The organism is Amycolatopsis orientalis DSM 40040 = KCTC 9412, assembly GCF_000478275.1.
GTDB lineage: Bacteria > Actinomycetota > Actinomycetes > Mycobacteriales > Pseudonocardiaceae > Amycolatopsis > Amycolatopsis orientalis.
The window spans coordinates 28,503-48,085 of sequence record NZ_ASJB01000042.1 but is presented as its reverse complement, the minus strand read 5'-3'; the positions used below and the strand labels follow the sequence as shown (position 1 = coordinate 48,085).

Sequence of the window (19,583 nt, the reverse complement as noted above, 5' to 3'; positions counted from 1 at the left end):
CGGCCGACGAGGCCGCGTTCACGCCGCCCGTGGTGGAAGTGCCGCGCGACGGGCTGACGGACGCGGTGGCACGGGCCGCGGCGTATCCCTTCGATCTGGCGGCGGAGATCCCGGTGCGCGCCTCGCTGTTCGCGGTGGCGCAGGACGAGCACGTGCTCGTCCTGGTGGTGCACCACATCGCGGGCGACGCCTGGTCGATGGCGCCCTTGGCGCGCGACCTCTCGCTGGCGTACGAGGCCCGGCTGGACGGTGCGGCTCCCCGCTGGGCGCCGCTGCCGGTGCAGTACGCCGATTACGCGCTCTGGCAACGAGAACTGCTCGGCGACGACGACGATCCGGGCAGTGTGATCGCGCAGCAGGTGGGCTACTGGAAGGCCGCGCTCGCGGGCGCGCCGGAAGAGCTGGACCTGCCGTCCGACCGGCCACGGCCGGCGGAACTGTCCCACCGGGGCCACGTCGCCGAGGCCGAGCTACCGGCCGGGCTGCATCGGCGGCTCCTGGAGCTGGCGAGGACCGAGGGCGTGACCGTGTTCATGGTGCTGCAGGCCGCTTTGGCGGTGACGCTCGCGCGGCTGGGCGGGGGCCGGGACATCCCGATCGGCACGGCCGTCGCGGGGCGCACCGACCAGGCCCTCGATGAGCTGGCCGGGTTCTTCGTCAACACCCTCGTGCTGCGCACCGACCTATCCGGGAATCCGACCTTCACCGAAACGCTGGGGCGGGCGCGGGAAAACCTCCTCGCGGCGCTGGCCAACCAGGACGTCCCGTTCGAGCGGCTGGTCGAGGAGCTGGCCCCGGCCCGGTCGCTGACCCGGCATCCGCTGTTCCAGGTGATGCTGACCGTGCAGAACACCGCCGGGCCCGACACCGAGCTGCCCGGGCTGCGGACCTCGATGGAGCCCACGGGGGCGGTGCCCGCCAAATTCGATCTGGACTTCGCCTTCGAGGAGGGTTTCGACGAGGAGGGCGCGCCCGCCGGGTTGCGCGGAACGCTCGTCGTGGCCGCCGACCTGTTCGACCGGGACACCGCGGACCGGATCGTCGCCTGGTTCACGCGTGTGCTCGACGAGGTGACCCGGCGCCCGGAGCTGCGACTCGGCGCGATCGACCTGCTGGGCGCCGAAGAACTGTCCACTTTGGAGAGATGGACCGAGCCGGGGCCGCCGGTCCCCGAGGCGACGCTGCCCCAGTTGTTCGAGGCGCAGGTGGCGAGGACGCCGGACGCGATCGCTGTGACGGTGGGCGATGTCGGGTTGTCGTATGCGGAACTGGACGCTCGGGCGAATGCCTTGGCCCATCGATTGGTCGGCCGGGGCATCGGCCCGGAGTCCGTGGTGGGTGTGGTGGCGCGGCGGTCGGCCGAGTTGGTGGTGTCACTGCTGGCGGTGATCAAGGCCGGGGCTGCGTATGTGCCGGTGGATCCGGACGCTCCTGCGGAGCGGAGGACGTTCGTGCTGACGGACGCGGCCGCGGCGTGTGTGGTGACGACGGCGGACTGTATTTCCTTGATACCGGAAGGTGTTCCGGTCGTCGTGGTGGACGAATCCGGGCACGACCTCGTGTCCGCCCCGCCGAGCCTCACCCACCCCGAGCATCCGGCGTACGTGATCTACACGTCGGGTTCGACGGGGACGCCGAAAGGCGTGGTGGTTCCACATCGGAATGTGGTTGCGTTGTTCGCCGCCACCCGGGAACTGTTCGGTTCCGGTGAGGTGTGGTCGTGGTTCCATTCGTTCGCGTTCGACTTCTCGGTGTGGGAGATCTGGGGCGCGTTGCTGCATGGCGGACGCGTCGTGGTGGTGCCGTTCGAGGTGTCGCGGTCGCCGCGGGAGTTCGCGGAGTTGCTGGAGCGCGAACGGGTCACGATGCTGAGCCAGACGCCATCGGCGTTCTACCAGCTGCTGGCCGTCGACTCCGGAGCCGCGCTGGAGCACGTGCGGACCGTGGTGTTCGGCGGGGAAGCGCTGGAACCCGCGCGCTTGGCCGAGTGGTGGGCGCGATCCGGGAATTCCGGTCCCCGCTTGGTGAACATGTACGGCATCACCGAGACCACGGTGCACGTCACCCGGTACGACCTCGCCCCGGAGACGGACGGGAGCGTGATCGGCCGCGGCCTTCCGGGGTTCTCGGTGTCCGTGCTGGACGAATGGCTGCGCCCGGTCCCCGCGGGAATCGTGGGTGAGCTGTATGTGGCCGGTCCGCAAGTGGCGCGGGGATACGCGCGCCGACCGGGCCTGACGAGCGAGCGTTTCGTGGCCTGCCCCTCCGGAGCTCCGGGCGCCCGGATGTACCGGACCGGGGACCGGGCCCGCTGGACCGCCGACGGCCTGCTGGTGTTCGCGGGCCGCGTGGACGACCAGGTGCAGGTTCGCGGGTTCCGGGTGGAGCCGGGTGAGGTCGAGGCCGCGCTGGCGGAACACCCCGACGTGACGCGGGCCGCGGTGATCGCGCGGGAGGACGTCGGCGGTGACGTCCGGCTGGTGGGGTACGTCGTGCCCGCCGCCGGGATCGATGCCGACGGTCTGGCGGAGGCCGTGCGCGGGTTCGCCGCGGGACGGCTGCCGTCGTACCTGGTGCCGTCGGCGGTGGTGGTGCTGGAGGCACTGCCGTTGACCGCCAACGGGAAACTGGACCGGAAGGCCCTGCCCGCGCCTTCGTACACCGCCGGGGGCGGACGTGCTCCGGCCAGTATCGAGGAAGAGCTGCTGTGCCAGGCGTTCGCCGAGGTACTCGGCCTCGAACGGGTCGGTGTCGACGACGACTTCTTCGTACTGGGCGGGCATTCCCTGCTGGCGGTGTCGCTGGTGGAATGGTTGCGCCGGCGCGGGATGGCGGTGTCGGTACGGGCGCTGTTCACGACCCCGACCCCGGCCGGGCTCGCCTCGGTGGCGGCCCCGGAGGCGGTGGAGGTGCCGCCGAACCTGATCCCGGACGGTGCCACCGCGCTGACGCCGGAGATGCTGACGCTGGTCGACCTGACCCCGGAGGAACTGGACACGGTGGTGGCGGCCGTCCCCGGCGGCGCGGCCAACACGCAGGACGTCTACCCGCTGGCGCCGTTGCAGGAAGGGATTTATTTCCACCACCTGCTGGCCGGTCGTGACGGCATCGACGTGTACGCCACGCCGACCGTGCTGTCCGTCGACACCCGCGAACGCCTCGACGGCTTCCTCGTGGCGTTGCGCTGGCTGGTCGACAGGCACGACATCTACCGCACGGCGATCGTGTCCGAAGGGCTCCCGCGGCCCGTGCAGGTGGTCACCCGGCACGCCCCGCTGCCGGTCGAGGAGATCACCCTCGACCCCCACGGCCCCGCACCCGTCGACCAGCTCCTGGCCGCGGGCGACGGCCGGATGGAACTCACCGCCGCCCCGCTCATCCGGGTGTACGTCGCCGCCGATCCGGCGGGCGGCTGGCTGGTGCTGCTGCGCATCCACCACCTGATCCAGGACCACACCACCTTCGACGTGATCATCGAGGACCTGCGGGCGTTCCTCTCCGGTCGGGCCGGTGAACTGCCGCCACCGTCGCGGTTCCGCGAGTTCGTCGCGCAGGCCCGGCGCGGGGTGTCCCAGGACGACCACGAACGCTATTTCACCGAAGTGCTCGACGGCGTCACCGAAACCACCACACCGTACGGACTTCTGAACACCTACGGAGACGGAGCGGCGGCCGCGCTCGCCCACCGGCGGGTGGACGACACCCTGGCCGCGCGGACACGCGAGGTGGCGCGGACGCTCGGCGTGAGCCCGGCGACGCTGTTCCATCTGGCGTGGGCCCGTGTCCTCGGCGCGGTTTCGGGCCGGGACGACGTCGTGTTCGGCACGCTCCTGTTCGGCCGGATGAACGCGGGCGCGGGTGCCGACCGCGCGCCGGGCCTGTTCCTCAACACGCTTCCGGTGCGGGTGCGCTTCGCGGGGGCGAGTGTGGGCGAGGCACTGGCCACGATGCGGGGCCAGCTCGCCGATCTGATGGTCCACGAGCACGCGCCGCTGGCTTCGGCGCAGGCCGCGGCCGAACTGCCCGGTGGCAGCCCACTGGTCACGTCGCTGTTCAACTACCGGCACAACCAGGAGGAGCCGGAAACCGGCGAGGGCATCGACGGCATCCGGACCGTCTTCACCCGGGAGCACACGAACTATCCGCTCCACGTGTCCATCGACAACGACGGCCCGGCTTTCGCGATCACCGTGAACGCCGTGGCACCAGCCGATCCCGACCAGGTCTGCGCCCTGCTGCACACCTGCCTCGGCAACCTCGTCACCGCGCTCGCGGCGGCCCCGGAGACGCCGTTCACCGGAGTGGACGTCCTCGACGCCCCGACCCGGCGACGGTTGCGGGAGGAATGGAACGACACGACAGTGGCCGTTCCGGACGTTTCGGTGCCGGAGGCGTTCGCGGCGCACGTGGCCCGCACGCCGGACGCCACCGCGCTGGTCGCCGGTGAGCTGACGCTCGGGTACGCCGAGCTGGACGCCCGCTCGGACCGGCTCGCGCGGGCGCTGGTGGCTTCGGGGGTGGGTGCGGAGTCGCCGGTCGCGGTGCTGATGGAGCGTTCGGCCGAGCTGGTGGTGGCGCTGCTGGCGATCCTCAAGGCGGGCGGGGTGTTCGTGCCGCTGGACGCGGGCTGGCCGGTCGCGCGGATGCGGGCGGTGGCCGAGGATTCCGGCGCCGCCACGCTGGTCGTGCACGAACCGACGGCGGGCCACGAATTCCTGACCGGGCTGGATATCCGGACGATCTCCGCCGACACCACCGACACCACCGACACCGCCGCAGACGCTGTACTGCCCCGGGCATGCCCGCCGGGACAAGCCGCCTACGTCATGTACACCTCCGGTTCGACCGGGGTGCCGAAGGGGGTGGTGACCACGCACCGGGACGTGGTGCGCCTGGCGAAGGACCGGTCCTGGGGCGAGCCGTCGCGGGTGCTTTTCCACGCACCGCACGCCTTCGACGCGTCGTCGTACGAACTGTGGGTGCCGTTGCTGTCGGGCGGGACCGTGGTGGTCGCGCCGCCCGAACGCGTCGACGCGACCGCGCTGCGGCGGCTGATCGCGGGACACGAGCTGTCGCATGTCCATCTGACGGCCGGTCTGCTCCGGGTGCTCGTGGACGAGGATCCGTCCTGTCTCGCCGATGTCCGTGAGGTGCTGACCGGCGGCGACGTGGTCCCGCCGGACGCCGTGCGCCGGGTCCTGGAGTCGAACCCGGGTGTGGTGGTGCGGCAGTTGTACGGGCCGACCGAGGTGACGTTGTGCGCCACCCAGTACGAGGTCGGGGATCCCGGCGCGGTGGCGGGGGTGCTGCCGATCGGGCGGTCGTTGGACAACACGCGCGTCTACGTCCTGGACGACCGGCTCGACGTGGTGCCCGCCGGGGTGGCCGGTGAGCTTTACGTGGCCGGTGCCGGTGTCGCGCGCGGCTACCTCAATCGTCCTTTGTGGACGGCCGAGCGGTTCGTCGCGTGCCCGTTCGGTGGTCCGGGTGACCGCATGTACCGGACGGGCGATCTGGCCCGGTGGACTCCGGACGGCCGTCTGGTGTTCGTCGGGCGCGCGGACGAGCAGGCCAAGATCCTCGGGTTCCGGGTGGAACCCGGCGAAGTGGAGACCGTGCTCGCCGGGCATCCGGCGGTCGCGCAGGCCGCCGTGCTGGTCCGCGAAGACGTGCCCGGCGACAAACGGCTGGTCGCCTATCTGGTGCCCGCCGAACCGGGAACGGCCGTCGGCGTCACGGCACACGCCTATGCCACCGAACGCCTGCCGGAGTACCTGGTCCCGGCGGCGTTCGTGGAGCTGGGAACCCTTCCGCTGACGGTCAACGGGAAGGTGGATCGCGCCGCGCTGCCGGTGCCGGAGTACTCGGCCGGTGCGGGCCGGGCCCCGGCGAACGTCACGGAAGAGCTGCTGTGCCAGGCGTTCGCCGACGTGCTGGGCCTGGACCGGGTCGGCGTCGACGACGATTTCTTCGAACTGGGCGGGCATTCGCTGCTGGCGATCCAGCTGGCCAGCCGGGTGCGGGTGGTGCTGTCGGTGGAGGTGCCGCTGCACGCGCTGTTCGAGGCCCGGACCCCGGCGGAGCTGGCGGCGTCGCCGGCACTGGGCGTCCCCGACCGGACGCCGCTGGTGGCGCGGGAACGGCCGGAGCGGGTGCCGTTGTCCTTCGCGCAGCGGCGGTTGTGGTTCTTGAGCCGCTTGGAGGGCCCGAGCCCGACGTACAACATCCCGCTGACGCTGCGCCTGACCGGTTCCTTGGACCGGACGGCTTTCGCGGCCGCGCTCCAGGACGTGGTCGGGCGGCACGAGGTGTTGCGTACCGTGTTCGCGCTGGCCGACGGCGAGCCGTACCAGCGCGTGCTTTCGGTCGACGAGGCCGCCTTCTCCCTGGACGTCGCCGAGGTGACCGCCGGGGAACTCGACGACGCGATCGCCGGAGCGGTGGGACACGCGTTCGACCTGACCACCGAACCCCCGGTGCGGGCGTCGTTGTTCGCGCTGTCGCCGGAGGACCACGTCCTGGTCTTGGTGGTGCACCACATCGCGGCGGACGCCTGGTCGATGGAGCCGCTGTCGCGCGACGTCGCCGCGGCCTACACGGCGCGGCTGCGCGGTACGGAACCCGCGTGGGCACCGCTGCCCGTCCAGTACGCGGACCACGCGCTCTGGCAGCGTGACCTCCTCGGCGACGAGAACGATCCGGAAAGCCTGCTCTCCCAGCAGGTCGCCTACTGGCGCGAAGCCCTCGACGGGGCGCCGGAAGAGCTGGACCTCCCCGCCGACCGGCCACGACCTGCCACCGCGTCCTATCGCGGCCTGGTCGCCCCGATCGAGATCCCGGCCGGGCTGCACCGGCGACTCCGCGCGGTCGCGAAGGACAGGGGAGTCACCCTGTTCATGACGGTGCAGACCGCGCTGGCCGCGGTGCTGTCGCGGCTCGGCGCCGGGACGGACATCCCCATCGGGGTCGCCGTCGCGGGGCGCACCGACCAGGCGCAGGACGACCTCGTCGGCTTCTTCGTCAACACGCTCGTACTGCGGACCGAGCTGTCCGGCGACCCGACGGTCGCGGAGATCCTCGGCCGGGTGAGGGACACGTCCCTGGCCGCCTTCGGCCACCAGGACGTCCCATTCGAGAAGCTCGTCGAGGAGCTGGCGCCCAGCCGGTCGCTGTCCCGGCATCCGCTGTTCCAGGTCATGCTGACCCTCCAGAACGCGGGCGGCCCGGGCGGCGGGGCCGCGGTGACGCTGCCCGGCCTGCGGATCGGCGCGCTGCCCACCGACGGCGTGGCGGCCAAGTTCGACCTCGACGTGTCGATGGGCGAATCCTTCGACGCGACCGGCGCGCCCGCCGGGATGGAGGGCATGCTCATCGCGGCCGCCGATCTGTTCGACCAGCACACCGCCGACCGCCTCGCGAGCTGCCTGATCCGGGTCCTGAGCCTGCTCGCCGACGACACCGGCACGCGGCTGAGCGAGGTGGACCTGCTCGACCCCGCCGAGCGCCGCCTGGTGGTGGAGGAGTGGAACCGCACGGACGCCCCGCGGCCGGCCATGCTCGTGCCGGAGGCTTTCGAGGCGCAGGTGGCGAGAACGCCGGACGCGGTCGCGGTGCTGCACGGCGACGGCACCCGGCTGACCTACGCCGAGCTGAACGCGCGGGCCAACCGGCTCGCCCGGCTGCTCGTCCGGCACGGCGCCGGACCGGAGTCGTCCGTCGCGGTATGCCTCGGCCGCTCCGCCGAGCTGGTGGTGTCGCTGCTCGCGGTGCTCAAGACGGGCGGCGCCTACCTGCCGGTGGACCCCGCGCATCCGGCCGAGCGCGTCGGCTACCAGCTCGACGACGCCCGCCCCAAGCTCATGCTCACCGAGCTGGGCACCGGGATCGCCGTCCACGGACCGGACCGGATCGTGCTCGACGATCCCCGGGTCGTGGCCGAACTCGCGGCACTGGACGACGGCGACCTGACCACCGCCGAACGGCATGCGCCGCTGTCGCCCGGCAACCCGGCCTACGTGATCTACACGTCGGGCTCCACCGGGCGGCCCAAGGGGGTCGTCGTCCCGCACGGCGCCATGGCGAACTTCGTGGCGGCGATGGGCGACCGATTCCCGATGGGGACCGAGGACCGCCTGCTGGCCGTCACTACGGTGTCCTTCGACATCCACGTCCTGGAGCTGTACGTACCGCTGCTCGCGGGCGCCGGGGTGGTCCTGGCGGAGGACGCGGCCGTCCGGGATCCGGCGGCGGTGGCCGGGCTGATCGACCGGTTCGGTGTCACGACCCTGCAGGCGACTCCCGCGCTGTGGCAGGCATTGCTGACCGCGCACGCCGACGCCGCGCGCGGGCTGAGCGCTCTCGTCGGCGGCGAGGCGCTGCCCGGTCCGCTGGCCGGCCGCCTGGCCGCAGCGTCGGAGGGCCCGGTGACCAACCTGTACGGCCCGACCGAGGTGACGGTGTGGGCGACCGCGGCCGTCCTCGACGGCGAAGGCCCCGGCCGGGTGCCGATCGGCAGGCCCATCGCCAACACGAGGGCGTACGTGCTCGACGGCACGCTGCGGCCGGTCCCGCCCGGCGCCGTGGGGGAGCTGTACCTGGCCGGTGTCCAGCTCGCGCGGGGCTACCTCGGACGTCCGGGGGCCACGGCGGAACGGTTCGTGGCCTCTCCGTTCGGCGACGCGGGGGAGCGGCTGTACCGCACCGGTGACCTGGCGCGGTGGCGCGCCGACGGTGAGCTGGAGTTCCTGGGGCGCACGGACGACCAGGTGAAGATCCGCGGGTTCCGGATCGAGCTGGGCGAGGTCGAAACGGTGCTGGGTGCCTGCCCGGTGGTGGACCGGGTCGCGGCGGTCGTCCGCGAGGACACACCGGGGGACAAGCGGCTCGTCGCCTACTTGGTGGCCACCGGTGACGACCCGGCGGGCGCGGTGCGCGCGTACGCGTCCGAACGGCTGCCGTCGTACATGGTGCCGTCCGTGATCGTCCCGCTCGACGCGTTGCCGCTGACCCCGAACGGGAAGCTGGACCGGAAGGCCTTGCCCGCGCCCGGCCCCGCGACGCTCGCGGGCACGGGCAGGCTCCCCGCCGGGCCGAGGGAGGAGCTGTTCTGCGCGGCCTTCGCCCACGTTCTCGGCCTCGACGCGGTCGGTGCCGACGACGATTTCTTCGCACTGGGCGGGCATTCGCTGCTCGCGGTGTCCCTTGTGGAGTATCTCCGCGAACACGGGGCCGAGGTGTCGGTGCGGGCGGTGTTCGAGTACGCCACCCCGGCCGGGATGGCCACCGCGGCCGGTCCGGACCGGGTGGTGGTGCCCCCGAACCTGATCCCGCCCGGTGCCACCGCGATCACCCCGGAGATGCTCACCCTGGCCGACCTGACCGAGGCCGAGATCGCCACGGTCGTCGAGGCCGTGCCGGGCGGCGCGGCCGCAATCGCCGACGTGTACCCGCTGGCCCCGTTGCAGGAGGGCATGTTCTTCCACCACCTGATGGCCAAGGGGGAGGACGCGGACGTCTACCTGCTGCCGACCGTGCTGCGCTTCGGCTCGCGGGACCTCCTCGACGGTTTCCTCGGCGCCCTGCGGCGGATCGTGGACCGGACCGACACGTACCGGACGGCGATCGTCTGGAAAGGACTGCGCGAACCGGTGCAGGTCGTGTGCCGTACCGCCGAATTGCCGGTGGACGAAGTCGTCCTCGACGGCTCCGACGGCTCTGGTGACCTCACCGGGCAGCTGATGGCCGGTGCCGGGATCGCGGTGGACCGGGCGCCGCTGATGCGGGTCCGGGTCGCCCGCGAACCCGGCACCGGGCGCTGGGTCGCGTTGCTGCTCATCCATCACCTGGTGCAGGACCACACCGCGCTCGAGGTGCTGCTCGACGAGGTGCGGGCGATACTCGACGGCCGCGCCGCGGAACTGCCCGAGCCCGTGCCGTTCCGCGAATACGTGGCGCGGGCGCGGTTCGGTGTCGCGCGGGAGGAGCACGAGGCCTACTTCGCCGGGCTGCTCGGCGATCTGACCGAGCCGACCGCGCCGTACGGCCTGCTCGACGTGCACGGTGGCGGCGACGCGATGACGCGTGCCGACCGGTGGATCGACGACACGCTCGCCCGGCGGGTGCGGGCGCTGGCCCGTGCGCGCGGGGTCAGTCCCGCGACCGTCTTCCACCTGGCCTGGGCCCGGGTCCTCGGCACACTGGCCGGTCGTGACGACGTGGTGTTCGGCACCGTCCTTTTCGGACGGATGAACGCCACGGCCGACGTGCGGCGGGCGGCGGGGCCGTTCATCAACACGTTGCCGGTGCGGGTCCGTCTCGACGGCACCGGGGCGGGCGCGGCGCTCTCGGCCATGCGGGGTCAGCTCGCCGGGCTGATGGTGCACGAACACGCGCCGCTCACCCTCGCGCAGTCGGCCAGCGGCGTGCCGGGCGGCCTCCCGCTGTTCACGTCGCTGTTCAACTACCGGTTCACGGCGGCCCCGGCCGAGGGCGGGGAGCCCGACGAGCGCGACGCGAGCGACGGCATCGAGCTGCTGGAGTACCGCGAACAGAGCAACTACCCGCTGACGGTGTCCGTCGACGACGTGGCGGACCGGTTCCTGGTCACCGTGGACGCGCTCGCCCCAGGCGATCCGGAGCAGGTCTGCGCGCTGTTGCACGCCTGTCTGGACAGCCTGGCCTCCGTGCTCGAACAAGAACCGGGTACGGCGCTTTCGGCGGTCGAAGTGGTGGACGTCGCCGAACGACGCCGGGTACTGGAGGCGGGGACCGGGCCGGTCCGGGAGGTGCCGCCGGTGCCCTTCGGGGAGCTGTTCGCGGAGTGGGTGGCCGAAACGCCGGACGCCGTGGCGCTGTCGCGCGGGGACGTCGCACTGTCGTACCGGGAGCTGGACGCCGTCACGAACCGCTTGGCGCGACTGCTGATCGCGCGAGGCGCCGGGCCGGAATCGGTGGTCGCGGTGGTGCTGGAGCGTTCGCTGGAACCGGTCATCGCCTTCCTGGCGATCGCGCGGGCCGGTGCGGCCTGCCTGATGGTCGATCCGGCCCTGCCCGCCGACCGCGTCGGGCTCATGTTCGCCGACGCCGGTCCGGTGCTGGCGGTGACGAACACCGGCAGCGTGGCAGTGGTGCCGGACGGCATGCCCGTGGTCGTACTGGGGGCTCCGGAGATGGAGGCGGAGCTGGCGGATCTGGACGACGGTGCCGTCACCGACGCCGACAGGATCACGCCGCTGCTGCCGGATCATCCGGCGTACGTGATCTACACGTCCGGCTCGACGGGACGGCCGAAGGGTGTGGTGGTCCCCCATCGTGGCCTCGCCGAGCTGGCGCGGGCCCAGGTCGAATCGTTCGCGCTGGAGGCCGCGTCCCGGGTGTTGCAACTGGCTTCGCTCAGCTTCGACGCGTCGGTCATGGAAATGGTCATGGCGTTGTCGTGCGGGGCGACGCTGGTCGTCCCGGATGCGGCAGGACCGCTGGCGGGGGACGAACTCGCCGCGGTGCTGCGGTCGGAGCGGATCACCCACACGCTGATCCCGCCGAGTGTGCTGGCCACCGTGCCCGAAGACGCGGGCGACGCGCTGGTCACGCTCGTGGTGGGCGCCGAAGCGTGCCCGCCGGAGCTGGTCGGGCGCTGGACCCCGGGGCGGCGGATGGTGAACGCCTACGGCCCGACCGAGATCACCGTGCTGTGCACGCTGAGCGACGCCCTGCGTCCCGGCGAGGTCCCGCCCATCGGCCGTCCGATCGGCGGCGTCCGGATCTGCCTGCTCGACGACAGGCTGGCGCCTGTCCCGGCCGGCGTGCCGGGCGAGCTGTACGTCGCGGGTCCCGGTGTGGCCCGCGGTTACGTGGGCCGGGCGGGGCTGACCGCCGAGCGGTTCGTGGCCTGCCCGTTCGAGCCGGGACGGCGGATGTACCGGACGGGCGACCGCGCGCGCTGGGACACCGGCGGGCAGCTGGTGTTCCTCGGCCGCGCGGACGATCAGGTCAAGATCCGCGGATTCCGGATCGAACCGGGTGAGGTCGAGGCCGTGGTGGCCGCGCATCCGGCGGTGCGCCGGGCGGCGGTCGTCGTCCGTGAGGACGTCCCCGGCGATCCGCGTCTGGTGGCGTACGTGGTGCCGGCCGAGGACCCCGGCGAGCCGGTGGACACGGTGCGCGCCTTCGTGGCGGAGCGCCTGCCCGCGCATCTGGTCCCGTCGGCGGTCGTCGAGCTGGACTCGTTCCCGCTGACGGTCAGCGGGAAGCTCGACCGCGCCGCGCTGCCCGCCCCCGGCCACACCGCCGGTGACGGCCGCGCGCCGTCCGGCGCCCGGGAAGAACTGCTGTGCGGTGCTTTCGCTCAGGTCCTGGGCCTGCCGTCGGTCGGGATGGACGACGACTTCTTCGCGCTGGGCGGCCATTCCCTGCTCGCGATCCGGCTGGTGAGCCGGATCCGCGCGGTGCTGGGTGTCGAGCTGCCGGTCCGGGCGCTGTTCGAGACGCCGACCCCGGCCGCCCTCGTCCCCAGGCTCGTCGAGGCCAGGCCGGGGCGGGCCGCGCTGGTGGTGCGGGAACGGCCCGACCGGGTGCCGTTGTCGTTCGCGCAGCGGCGGTTGTGGTTCCTGGGGCGGCTGGACGGGCCGAACGCCGCGTACAACATCCCGCTGGGCCTCCGGCTGTCCGGCGAGCTGGACCGGGAGGCGCTGGAGGCCGCGTTCCGCGACGTGATCGAACGCCACGAGGTGCTGCGCACTGTGGTCCAGACCACCGAAGGGGAGCCGTGCCAACGGATCCTGCCGATCACCGAGACCGGATTCGAACTGCGGTTCGCGGAAGTGTCCGAAAAGGACCTCGGCGAGGCGGCGGCCGCGGCGGCGGGATACGAGTTCGACCTCGCCGCGGAGATCCCGGTGCGCGCCTGGTTGTTCGCCCTCGGCGCGGCGGAGCACGCGCTCGTCCTGGTGGTGCACCACATCGCGGGTGACGGCTGGTCGATGGAACCGCTCACCCGCGACCTCGCGGCGGCCTACACGGCCCGTCTCGAAGGACACGCACCCGCGTGGGAGCCGTTGCCGGTGCAGTATGTCGACTACACGCTCTGGCAGCGGGACCTGCTCGGTGACGAGCAGGCCGAGGGAACGGTGCTGGCCGGGCAGGTCTCGTACTGGCGGGACGCGCTCGCCGGGGCGCCGGACGAACTGGACCTGCCCGCGGACCGGCCCCGGCCGGCCGAGGCGTCCCACCGCGGCCACGAGCTGCCGATCCTGGTGCCCGCCGACGTCCACGCGCGGCTGCTGGAGCTGGCGAGGGCCGAGGGCGCGACGGTCTTCATGGTGCTGCAGGCGGCGCTCGCGACGTTGCTGCACCGCCTCGGCGCGGGGACCGACGTCCCCATCGGGGCCGCCGTCGCCGGGCGGATGGACCAGGCGCTGGACGAGCTGGTCGGCTTCTTCGTGAACACCCTGGTGATCCGGAGCGACCTGTCCGGCGACCCGACGTTCCGGGAACTGCTCGCGCGGGTGCGGGCCGCCAGCCTGTCGGCGTACGAGAACCAGGACGTGCCGTTCGAGAAACTGGTCGAGGAGCTGGCGCCGACGCGGTCACTGGCCCGGCATCCACTGTTCCAGGTCATGCTCACGGTGCAGAACACCACCGGGGCGGGCGGCGGACCGGCCGCCGGGCTGCCGGGTCTGCGGACGGCTCCGCTGGTGCTGGGCGCGGGGGTGTCGGCCAAGTTCGACCTCGACCTCAGCCTGGGCGAGACCTTCGACGAAACCGGTGCCCCGGCCGGGATGTCCGGCTCCCTCACCGCGGCCTCCGATCTGTTCGACGAATACACGACCGGGCGGCTCGTCGGGTACCTGATCCGTGTCCTCACGGCGGTTTCGACCGACGTCGAAGTCCGCGTGAGCGCGGTGGAGGTCCTCGATCCGGCCGAATACCACCGGATCGTCGAGGAGTGGAACGACACCGCCCGCCCGGTGCCGGAGCGGCTGGTGCCCGAGCTGTTCGCCGAGCAGGCGGCGCGGGCACCGGAGGCGACGGCACTCGCCGGTGACGGCGTCGAGCTGTCCTACGGCGACGTCGAAGCGCGGGCGAACCGGCTGGCGCGACGGCTGATCGCACACGGGGTCGGACCGGAATCGGTGGTGGGCCTGAACCTGGAGCGCTCGCCGGAGCTGGTGATCGCGGTGCTGGCGGTGCTGAAGGCAGGAGGCGCCTACCTGCCGATCGACCGCGAGCTGCCCGCGGAGCGCGTCCGGTTCATGATCGAGGACGCCGCCCCGGCACTGGTGCTGGACACGCCGGGCTTCGAGGACGAGGCCACGGACTACGCGTCCGGCCCGGTGACCGACCTCGACCGGCTCGCGCCCTTGTCGCCGTCCCATCCGGCGTACGTGATCTACACGTCGGGGTCGACGGGACGGCCGAAGGGCGTGGTCGTCACGCACGAGGCGTGCGTGAGCCTCTCGGTGAGCCATGAGCGGTACGGGGCCGGACCCGGCAGCAGGGTCGCGCAGTTCGCGTCGGTGGGTTTCGACATGTTCTGTGAGGAATGGTTGCTGGCGTTGCTGTCGGGGGCGGCGCTGGTGATCGTGCCGCAGGAGCGGCGGCTGGGGCGTGAACTGGCCGGGTTCCTGGTCGAACAAGGGGTGACACACGCGACGCTGCCGCCCGCGGTGGCGGCGACGATGCCCGACGGCGTGCTGGACCCGGCGTTCGTGCTGGACGTCGGAGGTGAGGCGTGCCCGCCGGAGCTGGTGGAACGGTGGACTTCGGACGGCCGCACGATGTTCAACACCTATGGGCCGAGCGAGGCGACCGTCGACGCCACGGTGTGGCGGTGCCGTCCCGGTCTCGAAGCGGGGCAGGCGGTGCCGATCGGCCGTCCCATCGCCAACACCCGCGTGTACGTGCTGGACGCCGCGCTGCGTCCCGTGCCGGCGGGCGTGGTCGCCGAGCTGTACCTGTCGGGCGCGAGCCTGGTGCGCGGCTATCTCGGGCTCCCGGTGCTGACCGCCGAGCGGTTCGTGGCCTGCCCGTTCGAGCCGGGGCAGCGGATGTACCGGACGGGCGACCGGGTGCGCTGGGACGCCGACGGGCAGCTCGTCTTCGCGGGCCGCGCGGACGATCAGGTCAAGATCCGCGGGTTCCGGATCGAACCCGGTGAGGTCGAGGCCGTACTGGCGGCGTATCCCGGGGTGTCCCAGGTCGCGGTGATCGCGAGGGAGGACTCGCCCGGCGACCCGCGGCTGGTGGCGTACGTGGTGCCCGGCGAGCCCGCGGAAACCGGCGGGCTGCTGACCTTCGCTTCGGAGCGGTTGCCGTCGTACCTGGTGCCGTCGGCGGTGGTGGAACTGGAGGCGTTGCCGCTGACCGTCAACGGCAAGCTGGACCGGCGGGCGCTGCCGGCTCCCACCTACACGACCGGTTCGGGACGCGTCCCCGCCACGACCGAGGAAGAGCTTCTGTGCCAGGCGTTCGCCGAGGTGCTGGGGCTGCCCTCGGTCGGGGTGGACGACGATTTCTTCGCGCTGGGCGGGCATTCCCTGCTGGCGGTGTCGCTGGTGGAGTGGCTGAGGCAGCGCGGGGTGTCGGTTTCGGTGCGGGCGTTGTTCGTGACGCCGACGCCCGCGGGCCTGGCCACCGCCTCCGGTCCGGAACCGGTGGTCGTCCCGCCGAACCTCATCCCGGCCGGGGCGAAGAGGATCACGCCGGAGATGCTGCCGATGGTCGAACTGACCGAGGCCGAGGTCGAAAGGCTGGTGGAGCAGGTCCCCGGCGGTGCGGCGAACGTGGCGGACGTGTACCCGCTGGCGCCGTTGCAGGAAGGGATCTTCTTCCACAACCTGATGGTCGGCCACGAGGGCACGGACGTGTACGTCACGCCCGCGGTGATGGAGTTCGGGTCGCGGCAGCGGCTGGACGAGTTCCTCACGGCCCTGCAATGGGTGGTGGACCGGCACGACATCTACCGCACCGCGGTCCTCTCCGACGGGCTCCCCGAGCCGGTGCAGGTCGTGGTGCGCCACGCGGCGCTGCCGATCTCGGAGGTCGTGCTCCCGCCGGGGGAGGCGGATCCCGCCGAGGCGCTGACCGCCGCCGTCCGCGACTGGATGCCGCTGGACCGGGCTCCGCTGCTGACCACGCATATCGCCGCCGATCCGCGGGAGGACCGGTGGCTCTGCCTGCTCCGGGTCCACCACCTGCTCCAGGACCACACCGCGATGCAGGTGATGCTCACCGAGCTGCGGGCGCATCTGGCGGGCCGGACCGACGAACTGCCGCCGCCGCTGCCGTTCCGGGAGTTCGTCGCGCAGGCACGGTTCGGGGTCTCGCGGGAGGAACACGAGCGCTACTTCGGCGAGGTCCTCGGCGACGTCACCGAGCCGACCGCGCCGTACGGGCTGACCGAGGTCCACGGCGACGGCACGACGACGGGTCAAGCCGGCCTCCGCGTGGACGAGGCGCTTTCCGGTCGGCTGAAGGAGATCGCGCGTTCGCTGGCGGTGAGCCCGGCGACGGTGTTCCACCTGGCGTGGTCCCGGGTGCTGGCGGCCTTGTCGGGCCGTGACGACGTGGTGTTCGGCACGATCGTGTTCGGCCGGATGAACTCGGGGGCGGGCGCGGACCGGGTCCCCGGCCTGTACATGAACACCCTGCCGGTGCGGGTGCGGCTCGCCGGGCTGTCCGTCGGTGAGGCGCTGACCGGACTGCGGAACCAGCTCGCCGACCTGATGGTCCACGAGCACGCGCCGCTGGCCTTGGCGCAGGCGGCCAGCGGCCTGTCCGGCAGCCCGCTGTTCACCTCGCTGTTCAACTACCGGCACAACCAGGAGGTGTCCAGGGACGAGGCGGAGACGATGGACGGCATCGGGCTGCTGTCCGTCCGGGACCTGACCGACTATCCGCTCGGCGTCGCCATCGACGTCGACGGGACCGGCTTCACGATCGCCGTGGACGCGGTGGCCCCCGCCGATCCCGACCAGGTCTGCGCGCTTCTGCACACCTGCCTGGACAACCTGGTCACCGCCTTGGCGGAGGCACCCGCCACGCCACTGTTCGCGGTGGACGTACTGGGCGAAGCCGAGTCGGCCGAACTGGTCGAGAGGCGCAACGACACCTGGGTCGCGACGGCGGATGTTTCGGTTCCCCAGGCCTTCGCCGAACGCGTCGCCGCCGATCCGGACGCGACCGCGGTGGTGGACAAGGGTTTCACCCTCACCTACGCCGAACTGGACGCCCGTTCCGAACGACTGGCGCGGACGCTGGCGGTGGACGGGCCGGAACGGACCGTCGCCGTACTGCTGGACAGAACGGCCGATGTGGTCGTGACGTTCCTCGCGGTGCTGAAGGCGGGCGGGGTCTACCTGCCGCTGGACCCGTCGTGGCCGGTCGCCCGGATGCGCGCGGTCGTCCGGGACGCGGGCGCCCGGTGCGTGGTGGTGCACGAGACCACGAGCGGCCACGAATTCGTTCGCACGGCGGGGCTTCGCCGGATCTCGGCCGGGCCCAGCGCGGAGACGGACGGCCGGGCCGTGGTGCCGCCGGTGTCCCCGGCCAGTGCGGCGTACGTGATGTACACGTCGGGGTCGACTGGGGTGCCGAAGGGGGTGGTGGCGACCCACCGGGACGTGGTCGCCCTCGCGAAGGACCGGTGCTGGGGAGCGCCCGCGCGGGTGCTGTTCCACGCGCCGCACGCTTTCGACGCGTCGTCGTACGAACTGTGGGTGCCCCTGCTTTCGGGCGGGACCGTGGTGATCGCGCCGGACGAGCGGGTGGACGCGGACGTGCTCCGGCGGTGGATCTCCGCGCACGCGGTGTCCCACGTGCATGTCACCGCGGGGTTGCTGCGGGTACTGGCCGAGCAGGATCCGGCCTGTTTCGCCGGGGTGCGTGAGGTGCTCACGGGCGGGGACGTGGTCCCGGCCGAAGCCGTGCGGCGGGTACTGGAGTCGAATCCCGGGGTGGTGGTGCGGCAGTTGTACGGGCCGACCGAGGTGACGTTGTGCGCCACCCAGCACGAGGTCCGCGACCCCGGCGAGGTCGTGGGCGTGGCACCGATCGGGCGGCCGATGGACAACACCCGGGTCTACGTCCTCGACGGGGCGCTGAACCCGGTGCCCGACGGTGTCGCCGGGGAGCTGTACGTGGCCGGCGCCGGTGTCGCGCGTGGCTATGCCAACCAGCCGCGGCTGACCGCTGAGCGGTTCGTGGCCTGCCCCCACGGGGCGCCCGGAACGCGGATGTACCGCACTGGGGACCTGGTCAAGTGGTCGCGGGAGGGGACGCTGGTCTTCGTCGGGCGCGCGGACGACCAGGTGAAGATCCGCGGATACCGGGTCGAGCCCGGCGAGGTCGAAGCCGTGCTCGGCGGCTACGCGGGTGTCGCCCACGCCGCGGTCGTCGTGCGTGAGGACGTTCCCGGGGACAAACGTCTCGTCGCGTATGTCGTCCCGCAGGAGAACGCCACCCTCGACGACACCGCGCTGCGAGGCCATGTCGCAGAACGGCTTCCGGACTACCTGGTCCCGTCCGCGTTCGTCCACTTGGGAGCCTTGCCGCTGACGGGGCAGGGCAAACTCGACCGGAAGGCGTTGCCCGCGCCCCAGTACGAGCCCGGAGCGGGCACCGGCGGAGCGAACGGACCCCTCGCGGTCCTGGAACAGGCCGTCTGCGAGACGTTCGCCGAAGTGCTCGGACTTCCCGAAGTCGGGGTGAACGACGACTTCTTCGCGCTCGGCGGGCATTCGCTGATGGCGGTCAGCCTGGTGCAGCGGCTGAAGCGCAAGGGCATCACCACCTCGGTCCAGGACGTGATGGCCGCCCCGACCGTGACCGCGCTGCTGAACACACTCAGCCTGTCGTCGGTGCGGGGCTCGCTCGGCGTACTGCTGACCATCCGCGGCACCGGCGACCGGCCACCGCTGTTCTGCGTGCATCCGGCGGGCGGATTGAGCTGGTGCTACACACCTTTCGCGCGGCACGCGCCGCGGGAAGTGCCCGTCTTCGGCCTGCAGGCACGGGGCATCGACGGCCGGACCCCGCTCGCGGGTTCGGTGGCGGAGATGGCGGCCGACTACATCAGGCAACTGCGCGCGGTGCGGCCGTCCGGCCCGTACTACCTCGTCGGGTACTCCTTCGGTGCCACGCCCGCGCACGAGATCGCCGTCCGGCTGCGGGCGCAGGGCGAGGAGGTCGCGCTGATCATCATGGACTCCTTCCCGCTCGACGAGAGCATGAAGGAAGCGGGTGACGCGGCGGAGGAACACGAGCCGTGGGAGGAGGTGATCCGGACCGAGTTCGGTCACCTGCTCGGCGGGTTCTCCGACGAGGAGATCGCCGTGTTCGCGCGGATCTTCGAGAACAACACCCGGATCCGCGGCGCGCACTCCACCGGCCGGTTCGACGGCGACACGCTGATCCTCACAGCCACCGACAACGCGTCGGAGGACGGGCCGCTCCGGGACCGGTGGGCGCCTTACGTCTCCGGCGAGCTGACCGAGACGTCCATTCCCTGTGAGCACGCGGACATGGTCCGCCCCGACATGATGGCCCTGGTCTGGCAGGCGATCGAGGCTTGGCTGGAAGCGCGATGA

The 19,583-nt window shown here is 72.3% G+C and carries 1 protein-coding gene (only partly in view); it reads left to right on the top strand.

The genetic code is table 11. The features are described 5' to 3' along the window. Window positions 1–19,583: the 3' portion of a non-ribosomal peptide synthetase gene (locus L324_RS10685; RefSeq protein WP_051173837.1), read on the top strand. Its footprint begins 6,580 nt before the window's first position; 19,583 of the gene's 26,163 nt are visible here — the last part of the coding sequence; its start codon lies off the left edge, out of view; the stop codon is at window positions 19,581–19,583.